Below are 16197 nucleotides of genomic sequence, written 5' to 3'. Positions count from 1 at the left end.
GAAACGCATTGTTAATCCTGATGCTCTGACAGATAAATTTTAGGAGCCTCTATGAATCCGAATTTGTTACGCGTAACACAACGCATCGTTGAACGTTCTCAAAAGACGCGTTCTGCCTACCTCGCCCGTATCGAACAGGCCAAGACGAACACCGTTCATCGTTCGCAGCTGGCGTGCGGGAATCTGGCCCACGGTTTTGCTGCCTGTCAGCCAGAAGATAAAGCATCTCTGAAAAGCATGCTGCGTAACAATATCGCGATCATTACCTCCTATAACGACATGCTTTCTGCGCATCAGCCGTATGAGCATTATCCGGATATCATTCGCAAAGCCTTGCATGCAGCCAATGCGGTAGGCCAGGTTGCGGGTGGCGTGCCGGCGATGTGTGATGGCGTCACTCAGGGACAGGACGGGATGGAGCTTTCCCTGCTGAGCCGCGAAGTGATTGCAATGTCGGCGGCTATTGGCTTGTCTCACAACATGTTCGATGGCGCGCTGTTCCTCGGCGTGTGTGACAAAATTGTCCCGGGGCTGGTGATGGCGGCGCTGTCGTTTGGTCATCTGCCGTCCATCTTTATCCCTTCAGGCCCGATGGCGAGTGGTCTGGCGAACAAAGAAAAAGTCCGTATCCGCCAGCTCTATGCCGAAGGCAAAGTTGACCGTATGGCGCTACTGGAATCCGAAGCCGCGTCTTATCACGCGCCGGGAACCTGTACTTTCTACGGTACCGCAAACACCAACCAGATGGTGGTGGAGTTTATGGGCATGCAGTTGCCGGGCTCCTCTTTCGTGCATCCTGATGCCCCCCTGCGTGAAGCGCTGACCGCGGCGGCGGCGCGTCAGGTCACACGCCTGACCGGTAACGGCAACGAGTGGATGCCTATCGGTAAAATGATTGATGAAAAAGTGGTGGTGAACGGTATTGTGGCCCTGCTGGCGACCGGGGGGTCAACCAACCATACGATGCACCTGGTGGCGATGGCGCGCGCTGCAGGCATTCTCATCAACTGGGATGACTTCTCCGATCTGTCCGATATCGTGCCGCTGATGGCGCGTTTGTACCCTAACGGTCCGGCTGATATTAACCACTTCCAGGCCGCGGGCGGTGTACCGGTGTTGATGCGTGAGCTGCTCAATGCGGGTCTGCTGCATGAAGATGTCAACACCGTCGCGGGCTTTGGCTTGTCGCGTTATACCCAGGAACCGTGGCTGAACAACGGCGAACTGGACTGGCGAGAAGGGGCTGAGAAGTCGCTGGATAGCAGCGTGATTGCTACCTTTGACCAGCCGTTCTCGCATCATGGCGGTACCAAAGTGCTGAGCGGCAACCTGGGGCGCGCGGTGATGAAAACTTCCGCGGTACCGGTTGAAAACCAGATCATTGAAGCCCCGGCAATTGTCTTTGAGAGTCAGCATGATGTGTTACCGGCCTTTGATGCGGGCCTGCTTGACCGTGACTGCGTGGTGGTCGTTCGCCATCAGGGGCCAAAAGCGAACGGCATGCCAGAATTACATAAACTCATGCCGCCTCTTGGTGTATTATTGGACCGTTGTTTCAAAATTGCGTTAGTTACCGATGGACGACTTTCAGGTGCTTCAGGTAAAGTGCCTTCAGCAATCCATGTAACACCGGAAGCTTATGATGGCGGGCTACTGGCAAAAGTACGCGATGGCGACATCATTCGAGTGAATGGACAGACAGGTGAATTGACGCTGCTGGTCGATGAAGAGGAACTTGCCTCTCGTCAGCCCCACATTCCTGACCTCAGCGCATCGCGGGTAGGAACAGGGCGTGAGATGTTCAGTGCGTTGCGCGAAAAGCTGTCCGGTGCGGAGCAGGGCGCAACCTGTATCGATTTTTAAGACTCATTTTGTAATCAGGCGAGAGAAGAAACTCTGATGAAAAACTGGAAGACAAGTGCAGAAGCAATCCTGACCACTGGCCCGGTTGTACCGGTTATCGTGGTGAATAAACTGGAACACGCGGTGCCGATGGCAAAAGCGCTGGTTGCAGGGGGTGTTCGTGTTCTGGAAGTGACCTTACGTACCGCATGTGCGATGGACGCCATTCGTGCTATCGCCAAAGAAGTGCCGGATGCGATCGTCGGTGCAGGTACCGTACTGAACCCGCAGCAGCTCGCGGAAGTGACGGAAGCTGGTGCGCAGTTTGCTATTAGCCCAGGACTGACCGAGCCTCTGCTGAAAGCGGCAACCGAAGGGACGATTCCTCTGATCCCAGGCATCAGCACCGTTTCTGAACTGATGCTGGGCATGGATTACGGCTTGAAAGAATTCAAATTCTTCCCGGCTGAAGCGAACGGCGGGACAAAAGCGCTGCAGGCGATTGCGGGTCCGTTCTCCCAGGTGCGTTTCTGCCCAACCGGCGGTATTTCTCCGGCCAACTACCGTGACTATCTGGCGCTGAAAAGCGTACTGTGTATCGGCGGCTCCTGGCTGGTTCCGGCGGATGCGCTGGAAGCGGGTGACTACGATCGCATTACCAAACTGGCTCGCGAAGCGGTAGAAGGCGCGAAGCAGTAAATCGTTAAATGCCCGATGGTGCGACTGGAACGCACCATCGGGTTTGTTCACGCCGGGAAATCCCCCTGCTGGCGCGCGACCAGCGTCAGGATCGAGTACAGCGCCACAGCTTGCTGATGCTGATTGAAAATCTCCACTGACCATTCCACTACGCCTGTGGCCTTCTCTTCAGCGCTGCGCTGGCGTTTCACCGTTTTACGTTTGCAGGTCAGGCGTACCTGGATAGTATCGCCCGGTTTTACCGGCTCGATAAAGCGCAGGTTTTCCATGCCGTAGTTGGCGATAACCGGGCCGACGCCCGCGTCAACAAACAGCCCGGCGGCGGCAGAAATCAGGAAGTAACCGTGCACCACACGCTCGCCAAAAATCGACTCCGCGGCGGCAATTTTGTCCATATGGGCGTAGAAGTGATCGCCGCTCAGGCAGGCAAAGTTGACGATATCCGCTTCGGTCAGCGTGCGGCGTGGGGTCAGCAGGCTGTCACCGGGCTGGATCTCTTCAAAATATTTGCGGAACGGGTGGATGCGGTCTTCCGCCACCTGCGCGCCGCGCACCCATTGCTGGCCGATAGCCGCAAGCATGGTTGGGCTGCCCTGAATCGCGGTGCGCTGCATGTAGTGTTTTACCGCCCGCAGGCCACCGAGTTCTTCGCCGCCACCCGCGCGTCCCGGACCGCCGTGTACCAGCTGCGGTAGCGGGGAACCGTGGCCGGTGGATTCGACAGAAGATTCTTCGTTCAGCACCTGAATACGCCCGTGGGCGCGGGCAGCACCGAGAATAAACGCACGCGCCAGTGCGCCATCTGCCGTCACTAACGTTCCCGCCAGGCTACCTTCACCGGCGCGCGCCAGCTGCATCGCGTGCTCGCTATTCTGATACGGCATCAGCGTCGCCACCGGGCCAAATGCTTCAATTGCGTGTACAGCCGCCACTTCATCCGGCTGCGCGCAGAACAGCAGCGTCGGCGGGAAAAATGCCCCGGCGGTATTGAGATCGGCTTTGCCTCCCAGCAGCACGTCACATCCCGCTTCCACCAGACGGTTGACGTTATCCTGCACGTCCTGACGCTGTTCGCTATTGACCAGCGCGCCCATCTTCACACCTTCCTGCGCCGGGTCGCCGACCACCACTTTTTGCAGACGGGCAATCAACGCCTCGCTCACCGCTTTCACCTGCGCCTGCGGCACGATAATCCGGCGAATAGCGGTACATTTTTGCCCGGCTTTGGTGGTCATCTCACGCACCACTTCACGGATAAACAGCGCAAATTCTGGCTGTTCCGGCGTCACATCGTCACCCAGCACGCAGCAGTTCAGCGAGTCCGCTTCCATGGTGAAGGGGACAGACTTCGCCACCAGATTCGGATGCACGCGCAGCTGTTGCCCGGTTTTTGCCGAGCCGGTAAAGGTCACCACGTCCTGATGATCAAGCTGGTCGAGCAGGTCGCCCGCGCCGCCGCAAATCAGGCTGATCGCGCCTTCCGGCACCAGCCCGCTATCGACAATCGCTTTGACCATCGCCTGGGTTAACTGCGCGGTGGCGGTGGCGGGTTTGATGATCGCGGGCATCCCGGCAAGCCAGGTGGGGGCCAGCTTTTCTAACATGCCCCAGCAGGGGAAGTTAAAGGCGTTGATATGCACCGCCACGCCGGATTTTGAGGTCAGCACGTGACGCGCGGCAAAGCCACCTTGTTTGGACAGCGGGATCAGCTCATCTTCCGGCCACAGGGTATCGTCCGGCAGTTCACGGCTGCCCAGTCCGGCATAGTTGAAGAGGGTGCCGATACCGCCTTCAATATCCACCCAGCTATCCGCACGCGTCGCGCCGGTCTCGGCGGAGATGGCATAGAAATCGGCTTTCAGCTCCAGCAGATGTTTCGCCACCGCTTTTAACATTGCGCTGCGTTCAATAAAGGTCATCGCCTGTAACGCTTTGCCGCCGTGCTCGATGGCGAAGCGGCGCGCCTGCGCCATATCCAGCCCCTCGCTTGTGACTTCCCACAGTGCTTCGCCGCTGATGGCGTGATGAATAGTGCGGGTGCGGCCCCGGCCGGTCTGCCAGGTGCCGAATAAATAGCTGGCTAACTGCTGCATGATTATTCTCCAGATGTGTTACGTAATATCGCTATAAATAGTTCTTTTCTGAATCATAAAATGCAAGTCTGATTTTAATAATTTGTTAACAATGCGATCGGGGACACTATCCCTGATAGTGATACAAGCCTGTTTATAAAAGGATTACTAAAACCCTTTGCGGTACTCATCACAAAATTCACAAACAAAATTTGTGGTTTTATTTAACTAAGATGTAACTTTTATAAAACAAAGTGATTCGCAAAAAATGATTTGTTGAATTTATCGGAATCATAAGGTGATGACGTGACAGAAGAACATAGCTTTGACCGGCGCATCGCGCAGGATACCGCCATCGAACCACAGGACTGGATGCCGGATGCCTACCGCAAAACGCTGATTCGCCAGATTGGTCAGCATGCGCATTCGGAAATTGTTGGCATGCTGCCGGAAGGTAATTGGATCACCCGCGCCCCAACGCTTCGTCGCAAAGCGATTCTGCTGGCGAAAGTGCAGGACGAAGCCGGACATGGCCTGTACCTCTACAGCGCCGCCGAAACCCTCGGCTGCGCCCGTGAAGATCTGTATCAGAAGATGCTCGACGGGCAGATGAAGTACTCCTCCATTTTTAACTATCCAACCCTGACCTGGGCCGATATCGGCGTTATCGGTTGGCTGGTCGACGGTGCTGCGATCGTCAATCAGGTGGCGCTGTGTCGCACCTCCTACGGCCCGTATGCCCGGGCGATGGTCAAAATCTGCAAAGAAGAGAGCTTCCACCAGCGTCAGGGTTTTGAGGCATGCATGGCGCTGGCGGCAGGAAGCGAAGCGCAGCGCCAGATGTTGCAGGACGCCATCAACCGCTTCTGGTGGCCAGCGCTGATGATGTTCGGCCCGAGCGATGACAACTCGCCGAACAGCGCCCGCAGCATGGCGTGGAAAATCAAACTGCATTCCAACGACGAACTGCGTCAGCGCTTTGTCGACAACACCGTGCCGCAGGTGGAAATCCTCGGCATGCAGGTGCCGGATGTCGCTTTGCAACTGGACGAAGCTACCGGTCACTACCGCTACGGCGAAATTGACTGGCAGGAACTTAACGAAGTCATCAACGGGCGTGGCATCTGTAACCACGAGCGTCTGGGCGCAAAACGCAAAGCCTGGGAAGAGGGGGCATGGGTGCGCGAAGCCGCGCTGGCGCATGCCGAAAAACAGCAGGCCCGCAGCGCCGCCTAAGGAGAATAAAGATGAGCAAAACATACTGGCCGTTATACGAAGTGTTTGTCCGCAGCAAACAAGGTTTGTCTCACCGTCACGTCGGTAGCCTGCACGCCGCCGATGACCAGATGGCGCTGGAAAACGCGCGCGATGCCTACACCCGTCGCAGCGAAGGTTGTTCGATTTGGGTAGTGAAGGCGAGCGAAATTGTCGCCTCGCAACCGGAAGAACGCGGTGCGTTTTTCGACCCGGCAGAGAGCAAAGTTTACCGTCACCCGACGTTCTACACCGTGCCGGACGGCATGGAACATATGTGAGGCAACGATGAATAACCTGAATCCCGTTGCCACCTATGCTCTGCGTCTGGGCGATAACGGCCTGGTGCTGGCCCAGCGTTTAGGCGCGTGGTGCGGTCATGCGCCGGAGCTGGAGATTGACCTCGCGCTGGCAAACATTGGCCTCGACCTGCTGGGTCAGGCGCGTAATTTCCTCAGCTATGCCGCCGAACTCAACGGCAGCGGCGACGAAGACACGCTGGCCTTTGGTCGCGATGAACGCCAGTTCCGCAATCTGCTGCTGGTCGAACAGCCGAACGGCAACTTTGCCGACACCCTCGCCCGTCAGTTCTTTATCGACGTCTGGCACGTGGCGCTGTTCAGCCGCCTGGTGAACAGCCGTGACGCGCAGCTTGCCGCTATCGCCGCCAAAGGGCTGAAAGAAGTGCGCTATCACCAGCGTTTTAGCCGCGGCTGGCTGGAGCGTCTGGGTAACGGCACCGAACACTCGGCAAACCTGATGCAGCAAGCGGTGGACAGCCTGTGGCGCTTCACCGGCGAGCTGTTCCTGGCCGATGAGCTGGAGATCGAATTAATTGCGCAAGGGATCGCCGTCGATCCGCGTGAACTACAGGCCGAATGGCAGGCGACGGTAAACACCGCGCTGCTCGATTCTGGTTTGCAGATCCCGCAAGAAGCGGCGTTCCGTAGCGGCGGGAAACAGGGGCTGCACAGTGAACATCTGGGGCCGATGCTGGCAGAGATGCAGTACTTGCAACGTGCTTACCCCGGTCAGCAGTGGTAAACGGAGGTCGCTATGCAACGTCTTGCCACCATCGCGCCCGCTGAGGTGCACAGCATTTGGGGATTGCTAAGCGCCATCCCCGACCCGGAAGTGCCGGTGCTGACCATTACCGACCTCGGTATGGTCCGCAGTGTGGAACGTCACGGCGACGGCTGGGTGATTGGCTTCACGCCAACCTATTCCGGCTGCCCGGCAACCGAACATCTGTTAGGTGAAATTCGCGCGGTGATGACCGAGCACGGCTACACCCCGGTACACATTGTGTTGCAGCTTGACCCACCGTGGACCACCGACTGGATGAGCCCGGACGCCCGCGAACGCCTGCGGCAGTACGGCATCAGCCCGCCGCAGGCCCACGCCTGTCACGCCGACGAAATGCCGAAGGATGTGCTCTGTCCACGCTGCGGCAGCACCCACAGCTCGCTGATTAGCGAATTCGGTTCCACGGCCTGCAAAGCGCTGTATCGCTGCGAAAGCTGCCGTGAACCCTTTGATTACTTTAAATGTATTTGAGGTCGCGATGACAACATTTCATTCACTTACCGTGGCAAACGTTGAGCCGGAAACCCGCGATGCGGTGACCATCACCTTTGCCATTCCCGACGCGCTACGTAGCGCCTACGCCTTCCGTCCGGGCCAGCATCTGACGCTGAAAACCCGTCTTGGTGGTGAAGAACTGCGCCGTTGCTACTCCATCTGCCGCAGCCGCTCACCGGCAGAAATCAGCGTGGCGGTGAAAGCCATCGACGGTGGCCGTTTTTCACGCTTCGCCCAGAGCGATATCCAGCAGGGCATGGAATTCGAGGTGATGGTGCCGCAGGGTCACTTTGGCTACCAGCCACAGGTCGATCGCAGCGCCCACTATCTGGCGATCGCCGCCGGTTCCGGGATCACGCCGATGATGGCGATTATCGAAGCCACGCTGGCGGTGGAAAGCGACAGCCGCTTCACCCTGATCTATGGCAACCGCAGCAGCCACAGCATGATGTTCCGTCAGACGCTGGCCGATCTGAAAGATCGCTATCCGCAGCGTTTACAGGTGATTCATCTGTTCAGCCAGGAATCGATGGACAGCGACTTGCTACAGGGGCGTATTGACGGCGACAAACTGCGCGTGCTGTCTGAGCATCTGCTTGATTTCAGCCGCTTTGACGACGCCTTTATCTGCGGCCCGTCGGCGATGATGGACGACGCTGAAACCACGCTGCGTGCGCTGGGAATGCCGGAAAAAGCCATTCACCTTGAGCGCTTCAATACGCCGGGGACCAGCGTTAAACGCGCCACTGGCGTACAGGCAGAAGGGCGCACGGTGACGTTGCGTCAGGACGGTCGTGAACGTCTGATTTCACTGACTGCCGATGACGACAGCATTCTCGATGCCGCGCTGCGTCAGGGGGCCGACTTACCGTTTGCCTGCAAAGGCGGCGTTTGTGCCACCTGCAAATGCAAAGTGGTGCGCGGCGAAGTGGCGATGGCCGCCAACTACAGCCTCGAAGCCGACGAACTGGCAGCAGGTTACGTGCTGAGCTGTCAGGCGCTGCCAACCAGTGGCGATGTGGTGGTCGACTTTGATGCGCGGGGGATGGCATGAGCGAACTCCTTATTACCCGTCATGACCGCGTTTTACAACTGACGCTGAACCGTCCGCAGGCTCGTAATGCGCTGAATAATGCGCTGCTGACCCAGCTTGCCGAGGCGCTGGAAAGTGCGGCAACGGACGACACGGTGAGCGTGTGCGTGATTAGCGGTAATACCCGTTATTTCGCGGCAGGTGCCGATCTCAATGAAATGGCGGAAAAAGATCTGCCCGCCACCTTCGACGATATTCGCCCGCGCTTATGGGCGCGTATCGATGCCTTTAACAAGCCGCTGATTGCGGTGGTCAACGGCTACGCGCTGGGCGCGGGCTGCGAGCTGGCGCTGCTGTGCGACCTGGTGATTGCCGGGGATAACGCCCGTTTTGGGCTGCCGGAAATCACCCTCGGCACCATGCCGGGCGCGGGCGGCACCCAGCGTTTGATTCGCAGCGTCGGGAAAGCGCTGGCCAGCCGCATGGTACTGAGCGGTGAAAGCATTGATGCTCAGCGGGCACAGCAGGCGGGGCTGGTCAGCGATATCCACCCAGCCAACCTTTCTGACGAATACGCACTGAAGCTGGCGGCGACGATTGCCCGCCACTCGCCGCTGGCGCTGCGTGCCGCCAAACAGTCGTTACGTCTGGCGCAGGAGGTCAGTTTGCAGGCCGGGCTAACCCAGGAGCGCCAGCTGTTTACCGTGCTGAGCGCCACCGAAGACCGTCGCGAAGGCATCGCTGCCTTTTTAGAAAAACGCACCCCAGCCTTCAAAGGACGTTAACCGTGGACGCATTCATTCTTAGCGATATCGACCAGGGCGTGATGACCCTCACCCTGAACCGCCCGGACCGACTCAACAGCTTTAACGACGCCATGCACCAGCAGTTGTCCGAATGCCTGAAGCAGGCTGAACGCGACGAGACCATTCGCTGCCTGCTGATTACCGGTGCTGGGCGCGGTTTTTGTGCCGGACAGGATCTGAACGATCGTAACGTTGACCCAAGCGGCCCCGCACCGGATTTAGGCATGTCGGTGGAGCGTTTTTATAACCCGCTGGTGCGCCGCTTAGCCGCGTTGCCGAAGCCGGTGATTTGCGCGGTCAACGGCGTGGCGGCAGGTGCCGGTGCCACGCTGGCGCTGGGCTGCGATATCGTGCTGGCGGCGCGTTCTGCGAAATTTGTGATGGCTTTCAGCAAGCTAGGTCTGGTACCGGACTGCGGCGGTAGCTGGGTATTACCGCGCGTCACTACCCGCGCCCGCGCGATGGGGTTGATGCTGCTGGGCGACAGCTTGAGCGCAGAACAAGCCGCGCAGTGGGGCATGATCTGGCAACTGGTTGATGACGCAGAGCTGAAAGACACCAGCCTGGCGCTGGCGCGCCATCTGGCTTCCCAACCCACCTACGGTTTAGGGCTCATCAAGAAAGCGTTGCAGCTGGCGGAAACCAACTCCCTGGATGACCAGCTTGACGTTGAGCGCGATTTCCAGCGCCTTGCCGGGCGCAGCGACGACTACCGCGAGGGCGTCAGCGCCTTCCTCGGCAAACGTCCTCCACAGTTCAGCGGGAAATAAGCCATGACGCAAACACTCCACACCGTCGCCGTGATTGGCGGTGGCACCATGGGCGCAGGCATCGTTGAAGTGGCTGCCAGCGTCGGGCATTCGGTACTGCTGTATGACATTTCCGCCGACGCGATTACTCGCGCCATCGACGGTATTGCCCAGCGTCTGGATTCCCGCGTCAGTCGCGGGAAAATCAGCGCCGAGCAAGCACAGATGCTGCTGGCGCGTATTACTCCGGCAACTGAACTGAATCAACTTGCGGATGCGCAACTGGTGATCGAAGCCGCGTCCGAGCGTCTGGAGATCAAACTGGCGCTGTTCAGCCAGTTGGCGGAGATCTGTTCCCCGTCGACGCTGCTGACCAGCAATACCTCGTCGATTTCCATTACCGCCATTGCCGCTGGCATTAAACACCCCGAGCGCGTAGCCGGGCTGCATTTCTTTAACCCGGCACCGGTGATGAAGCTGGTCGAAGTGGTCAGCGGTCTGGCGACCTCAGCCGAAGTGGTTGAGCAACTGTGCCAGTGCGTGAGCGCCTGGGGCAAACAGCCGGTGCGCTGCCGTTCAACGCCGGGCTTTATCGTCAACCGCGTGGCGCGGCCGTTTTACGCCGAAGCCTGGCGGGCGCTGGAAGAGCAGGTGGCGGCGCCTGAAGTGATTGACGCCGCATTGCGCGACGGCGGCGGGTTCCCGATGGGGCCGCTGGCGCTGACCGATCTTATCGGCCAGGACGTCAATTTTGCGGTGACCTGTTCGGTGTTTAACGCTTTCTGGCAGGACCGACGTTTTCTGCCGTCGCTGCTGCAACAGGAGCTGGCCATTGCCGGGCGTCTGGGTAAGAAAAGCGGTCACGGTGTTTATCGCTGGCCTGTTGAAGCACAGCCGGAACTGGCGCTGGCTGTGGTGTCTGCGGAATATGCTGCAAAGAGCGTTAAGCGTGACGTTGTCACTGAATTAGACGATGTGCTGCTGCTGGAAACCACGGGTGAAACCGCGCTGGCCTTAAGTGTGCAGCACAACCGCCCGGTGGTGGTGTACGACTACGCGGCGGGCGACACGGTAGTGCTGGCAAGTGCTGCCACCAATTCACAAGCCGCCACCGATAAAGCGGTTTATTTCTTCCAGCAGCAGGGCAAAAAGGTGCTGCACATCGCCGATTATCCCGGTCTGCTGGTGTGGCGCACGGTGGCGATGCTGGCGAACGAAGCGCTGGACGCGCTGCAAAAAGGCGTTGCCAGCGCCGAGGATATTGATACCGCCATGCGTCTGGGCGTCAACTACCCGCGCGGCCCGATTGGCTGGGGTGAATCACTGGGCTGGGGGCGCGTCCTGCGTCTGCTGGAGAATCTGCAACAGCATTACGGCGAAGAACGCTATCGCCCGAGTGCGCTGCTGCGCGAAAAAGCGCTACTGGAGATGCGTCATGAGTAATGAAGCCTGGCGCAACGCTCGCGCCATGTATGAGAACGATACCTGTGCGAAAACGCTGGGTATCAAGATTATCGAAATGGACGAAGGCTACGCGCAGATGACCATGGCGGTGTCACCGAATATGTTGAACGGCCATCAAACCTGCCACGGTGGACAACTGTTTTCGCTGGCAGATACCGCATTCGCCTACGCCTGCAACAGCCAGGGGCTGGCGGCGGTGGCCTCTGCCGCCAGTATCGATTTCCTGCGTCCGGCCTTTGTTGGTGAACTGCTGACCGCCACCGCGCGGGTCAAGCAGCAGGGCAAACTGACCGGCGTTTACGACATTGAAATTATCAACCAGCAGCAAAAAATCGTGGCCCTCTTTCGCGGGAAATCGCACCGCATCGGCGGCACCATTACAGGAGAAGTCTAATGCGTGATGCGTTTATTTGTGACGGCATTCGTACCCCGATTGGTCGCTACGGCGGCGCGTTGGCCGGCGTTCGCGCCGACGATCTGGCGGCCATTCCGCTGCGGGAATTACTCAACCGGAATCCGAAGTTGGATGCCAGCGCCATCGACGATGTGATCTTCGGCTGTGCTAATCAGGCGGGGGAAGATAACCGTAACGTGGCGCATATGGCGACGCTGCTGGCGGGTTATCCGCACTCTGTGGCGGGCACGACCATCAACCGCCTGTGCGGTTCCGGTCTGGACGCAATTGGCTTTGCCGCTCGGGCGATTAAAGCCGGTGATGCGGATCTGCTGATTGCCGGTGGCGTGGAATCTATGTCCCGTGCGCCGTTTGTGATGGGCAAAGCCACCTCGCCGTTTCAGCGTCAGGCGGAGATGTTTGATACCACCATCGGCTGGCGTTTTGTGAACCCGCTCATGCAGCAACAATTTGGAACTGACAGCATGCCGGAAACGGCGGAGAATGTAGCTGAATTGTTAAATATCAGCCGCGAAGATCAGGACGCCTTTGCTTATCGCAGCCAGCAGCGCACGGCACAAGCTCAGCGCGACGGCATTCTGGCGCAGGAAATTGTGCCAGTGCAGATTATTGGCAAGAAGGGCGTGGTCAGCGCGGTGCGTGATGATGAACATCCGCGTGCGGAAACCACCCTCGAACAACTCTCTTCACTGAAAACCCCGTTCCGTAAAGGCGGCGTAATTACCGCCGGGAACGCCTCCGGCGTGAACGACGGTGCGGCGGCGATGATTATTGCCAGCGCAGAACAGGCAAAGGCGCAGGGGCTGACGCCGCGAGCACGCATCGTAGCGATGGCGACGGCGGGTGTGGAGCCGAAGTTTATGGGGCTGGGGCCGGTACCGGCAGTGCGTAAAGTGCTGGAGCGTGCCGGGCTGAATATTAACGATATGGATGTGATTGAGTTGAACGAAGCCTTTGCCGCTCAGGCGCTGGGCGTGATGCGCCAGCTCGGTCTGGCAGATGATGCTGAGCACGTGAATCCCAACGGTGGCGCCATCGCCTTAGGCCACCCGTTGGGAATGAGCGGCGTGCGCTTAGCGCTGGCGGCAACGTTGGAACTGGAACGACGCAATGGACGCTATGCGCTGTGTACGATGTGTATTGGCGTGGGCCAGGGTATCGCCCTGATCCTCGAGCGAGTGTGAGCTAATTGACCTGCGGATACCCTACAAAATGACAACAACATTAGATCCGATTGAAACTGCATCGCGTGACGAATTACAGGCTCTGCAAACCGAACGTCTGAAGTGGACGTTAAAACACGCCTATGAAAATGTGCCGATGTATCGCCGTAAGTTCGATGCGGCGGGCGTTCATCCGGATGATTTCCGTGAGCTGAGTGACCTAAGCAAGTTTCCCTGCACCACCAAGCAGGACCTGCGTGATAACTATCCGTTCGACACCTTCGCGGTGCCGATGGAGCAGGTGGTGCGTATCCATGCGTCGTCTGGCACCACCGGCAAACCGACCGTCGTCGGCTATACGCAAAACGACATCGACACCTGGGCCAATATCGTGGCGCGCTCCCTGCGTGCTGCGGGCGGTACGGCGAAAGACAAAATCCACGTCGCCTACGGCTATGGCCTGTTTACCGGCGGCCTGGGCGCACATTACGGCGCGGAACGTTTAGGGGCCACAGTGATCCCGATGTCCGGCGGACAAACTGAGAAACAGGCGCAGCTGATTCGTGATTTCAAGCCTGACATGATCATGGTGACGCCGTCTTACTGCCTGAATCTGATTGAAGAACTCGAACGCCAGATGGGCGGCGACGCGCGCGGCTGTTCGCTGCGAACCGGCGTGTTTGGCGCCGAGCCGTGGACGGCGGGAATGCGCGCAGAAATTGAACGTCGCCTCGGCATTACCGCACTGGATATTTACGGCTTGTCTGAAGTGATGGGGCCGGGCGTGGCGATGGAATGTATTGAAACCGGCGACGGCCCGACTATCTGGGAAGATCATTTCTTCCCGGAAGTGGTTAACCCGGAAGACGGCACGCCGCTGGCCGACGGCGAGCATGGCGAACTGCTGTTCACCACCCTGACCAAAGAAGCGTTGCCGGTGATCCGCTACCGCACCCGCGACCTGACGCGCCTGCTACCGGGCACCGCCCGCACCATGCGCCGGATGGATCGCATCAGCGGGCGCAGCGATGACATGCTGATTATTCGCGGCGTTAACGTCTTCCCGTCGCAGCTGGAAGAAGAGATCCTCAAGATTGAGCATCTGGCGCCGCATTATCAGCTGGAAGTGGATCGTCGCGGGCATCTTGATTCACTTTCCGTGCGCGTGGAGCTAAAAGAGAGCGGTCTGGCGCTGGACCATGAGCAGCGCTGTCAGATTTGCCACCATCTGCGTCACCGCATTAAGTCGATGGTCGGTATTTCTACTGACGTGAGTATTGTGAACTGCGGCAGTATTCCACGCTCCGAAGGCAAAGCGTGCCGCGTGTTTGATTTGCGTAAAGTCGCAGCAAACGGTTAAGACTCGTAGGCCTGATAAGCGCAGCGCCATCAGGCGAAAGCGCACAGATTGCCGGATGGCGGCGTTGCCTTATCCGGCCTACCAATTCCCGCCGTTTCGCGGAATTATTCCTGTGCTATGATTCAAAAAGGATATAAATAACAACAGAATGAATCATATGGACAAACTCGACAGCTTTATTCAGCAGGCGGTGACCGCGATGCCCATTAGCGGTACCTCGCTTATCGCCTCGTTATACGGTGACTGCCTGTCCCAGCGTGGCGGCGAAGTGTGGCTCGGCAGCGTGGCGGCATTGCTTGAAGGACTCGGCTTTGGTGAACGCTTTGTGCGCACCGCGCTGTTTCGCCTTAATAAAGAAGAGTGGCTGGACGTGGTGCGCATTGGCCGGCGCAGCTTCTACCGCCTGAGTGATAAAGGCCTGCGCCTGACACGACGCGCCGAAAGCAAAATTTATCGCGCCAGTGCCCCGGAATGGGACGGCACCTGGCTGTTGTTACTTTCTGAAGGGCTAGAAAAAAATACCCTTAATGAAGTTAAAAAGCAGCTGATTTGGCAGGGGTTCGGCGTCCTTGCGCCAAGCCTGCTGGCCTCGCCGTCGCAAAAGCTGGCGGATGTGCAGTCGCTACTACACGAAGCGGGCGTGGCGGAAAATGTGATTGTATTTGAAGCACATTCACCGCTGGCCATTTCTCGCGCTGCGCTGCGTGAGCGTGTGGAAGAGTGCTGGCAGTTGACCGAACAGAACGCCATGTACGAGGCGTTTATCACATTGTTCCGCCCGCTGTTGCCGCTGCTGCGTGACGCCGAGGCGGATGAGCTGACGCCGGAACGCTGCTTCCAGATCCGTCTGTTGCTGATCCATTTCTATCGTCGGGTGGTACTGAAAGATCCGCTGTTACCAGAGGAACTGCTGCCCGCCCACTGGCTGGGTCAGACCGCACGCCAGTTGTGTATCAATATCTATCAACGCGTCGCGCCCGGTGCTCAGGCTTTTGTCAGTGAAAAAGGCGAAAGTTCAGTGGGCGAACTGCCCGCGCCGGGGCCGCTCTATTATCAACGCTTTGGTGGATTAGCCGAGGCGTAACAGGAGAAGCCATGCCGATTTACCAGATGGACGGTATGATCCCCGTCGTACCTAACGAAAGCTATGTTCATCCAACCGCCGTACTGATTGGCGATGTGATCCTCGGCAAAGGGGTTTACGTGGGTCCTAACGCTAGCCTGCGCGGCGATTTTGGTCGTATCGTGGTGAAAGATGGCGCGAATATTCAAGATAACTGCGTAATGCACGGTTTCCCGGGCCAGGACACTGTGGTGGAAGAAGACGGGCATATCGGCCACGGTGCCATTCTGCACGGTTGCGTAATTGGCCGTAATGCGCTGGTCGGTATGAGCGCGGTGATTATCGATGGGGCGACCATTGGTGAAAACAGTATTGTCGGTGCGTCGGCGTTTGTAAAAGCCCGGGCTGAGATGCCCGCCAACCATCTGATTGTCGGTAGTCCGGCAAAAGCGATTCGCACCCTAACCGAGCAGGAACTGACGTGGAAGAAGCAGGGCACCCGTGAATATCAGGTACTGGTGGAACGCTGTCAGCACACGCTTTCTGAAGTGCAACCGCTGACCGAAGCGGAGCCCGACCGTAAGCGGCTGGAGTTTGATGAAGATCTGAAGCCGAAATCAGCGAGTTAGCTCGGGGCAAGCGGGCGTCGGGTTACCGGCGTTGTCATCGGGGTGACAACGCCGGGCACAATGTTCT

At 58.3% G+C, this 16197-nt stretch carries 16 protein-coding genes; 15 read left to right on the top strand and 1 reads right to left on the bottom strand.

The window, feature by feature from the left end:
* The first annotated feature begins 51 nt into the window (after nt 1–51).
* Nucleotides 52–1863 (top strand): phosphogluconate dehydratase, encoded by a 1812-nt coding sequence (gene edd, locus AC3ITF_RS13005; RefSeq protein WP_115258762.1) that lies wholly within the window; start codon nt 52–54, stop codon nt 1861–1863.
* Nucleotides 1864–1899: 36 nt separating this feature from the next.
* Nucleotides 1900–2541, top strand: coding sequence for a bifunctional 4-hydroxy-2-oxoglutarate aldolase/2-dehydro-3-deoxy-phosphogluconate aldolase (kdgA, locus tag AC3ITF_RS13000; protein ID WP_003034901.1), 642 nt, complete (start codon nt 1900–1902; stop codon nt 2539–2541).
* 47 nt (nt 2542–2588) lie between these two features.
* Here the strand turns inward: kdgA and paaZ are convergent, their stop codons facing one another.
* A complete protein-coding gene (paaZ, locus tag AC3ITF_RS12995; protein WP_489175727.1) occupies nt 2589–4634 on the bottom strand; it encodes a phenylacetic acid degradation bifunctional protein PaaZ in 2046 nt (681 codons plus the stop codon).
* 285 nt (nt 4635–4919) lie between these two features.
* Between paaZ and paaA the strand changes: the two genes are divergently transcribed.
* The 13 genes from paaA (at nt 4920) to paaY (ending at nt 16130) form a co-directional block, all read left to right on the top strand.
* On the top strand, nt 4920–5849 hold the full coding sequence (gene paaA / locus AC3ITF_RS12990; RefSeq protein ID WP_489175726.1) for a 1,2-phenylacetyl-CoA epoxidase subunit PaaA: 930 nt from the start codon (nt 4920–4922) through the stop codon (nt 5847–5849).
* 11 nt (nt 5850–5860) lie between these two features.
* Nucleotides 5861–6148: a 1,2-phenylacetyl-CoA epoxidase subunit PaaB gene (paaB, locus tag AC3ITF_RS12985; protein ID WP_062773507.1), complete on the top strand. Its 288-nt coding sequence runs from the start codon at nt 5861–5863 to the stop codon at nt 6146–6148.
* A 7-nt stretch (nt 6149–6155) separates the two neighbouring features.
* Entirely contained in the window at nt 6156–6911 is a 756-nt protein-coding gene (gene paaC / locus AC3ITF_RS12980) for a 1,2-phenylacetyl-CoA epoxidase subunit PaaC (RefSeq protein WP_489175725.1), read from the top strand.
* A gap of 12 nt (nt 6912–6923) precedes the next feature.
* The gene (gene paaD / locus AC3ITF_RS12975) at nt 6924–7424 is read left to right on the top strand and encodes a 1,2-phenylacetyl-CoA epoxidase subunit PaaD (protein WP_489175724.1); all 501 of its coding nucleotides are present in this window, start codon (nt 6924–6926) and stop codon (nt 7422–7424) included.
* A gap of 7 nt (nt 7425–7431) precedes the next feature.
* Nucleotides 7432–8502, top strand: a complete 1071-nt coding sequence (paaE, locus tag AC3ITF_RS12970) for a 1,2-phenylacetyl-CoA epoxidase subunit PaaE (protein ID WP_489175723.1) — start codon at nt 7432–7434, stop codon at nt 8500–8502.
* On the top strand, nt 8499–9266 hold the full coding sequence (gene paaF, locus AC3ITF_RS12965) for a 2,3-dehydroadipyl-CoA hydratase PaaF (RefSeq protein ID WP_489175722.1): 768 nt from the start codon (nt 8499–8501) through the stop codon (nt 9264–9266). Before paaE ends, paaF begins: the two co-directional genes overlap by 4 nt.
* Nucleotides 9267–9268: 2 nt before the next feature.
* Nucleotides 9269–10057 (top strand): 2-(1,2-epoxy-1,2-dihydrophenyl)acetyl-CoA isomerase PaaG, encoded by a 789-nt coding sequence (paaG, locus tag AC3ITF_RS12960; protein WP_181539753.1) that lies wholly within the window; start codon nt 9269–9271, stop codon nt 10055–10057.
* Between the two features lie 3 nt (nt 10058–10060).
* Complete coding sequence (locus AC3ITF_RS12955; protein ID WP_489175721.1) at nt 10061–11479, top strand: 3-hydroxyacyl-CoA dehydrogenase; 1419 nt, start codon at nt 10061–10063, stop codon at nt 11477–11479.
* Nucleotides 11472–11894 (top strand): hydroxyphenylacetyl-CoA thioesterase PaaI, encoded by a 423-nt coding sequence (gene paaI / locus AC3ITF_RS12950; protein ID WP_062773526.1) that lies wholly within the window; start codon nt 11472–11474, stop codon nt 11892–11894. Before AC3ITF_RS12955 ends, paaI begins: the two co-directional genes overlap by 8 nt.
* On the top strand, nt 11894–13099 hold the full coding sequence (pcaF, locus tag AC3ITF_RS12945; RefSeq protein WP_279271868.1) for a 3-oxoadipyl-CoA thiolase: 1206 nt from the start codon (nt 11894–11896) through the stop codon (nt 13097–13099). The genes paaI and pcaF overlap by 1 nt, the downstream gene beginning before the upstream one ends.
* A gap of 28 nt (nt 13100–13127) precedes the next feature.
* Entirely contained in the window at nt 13128–14438 is a 1311-nt protein-coding gene (paaK, locus tag AC3ITF_RS12940; RefSeq protein WP_135912197.1) for a phenylacetate--CoA ligase PaaK, read from the top strand.
* Between the two features lie 157 nt (nt 14439–14595).
* Nucleotides 14596–15522: a phenylacetic acid degradation operon negative regulatory protein PaaX gene (gene paaX, locus AC3ITF_RS12935; RefSeq protein ID WP_181505925.1), complete on the top strand. Its 927-nt coding sequence runs from the start codon at nt 14596–14598 to the stop codon at nt 15520–15522.
* A gap of 11 nt (nt 15523–15533) precedes the next feature.
* Entirely contained in the window at nt 15534–16130 is a 597-nt protein-coding gene (gene paaY, locus AC3ITF_RS12930) for a phenylacetic acid degradation protein PaaY (RefSeq protein WP_137399362.1), read from the top strand.
* Nucleotides 16131–16197 lie beyond the last annotated feature (67 nt).

This window comes from Citrobacter sp. KH_055_1 (assembly GCF_057838705.1).
This window is presented reverse-complemented; position numbering and strand designations above follow the sequence as displayed.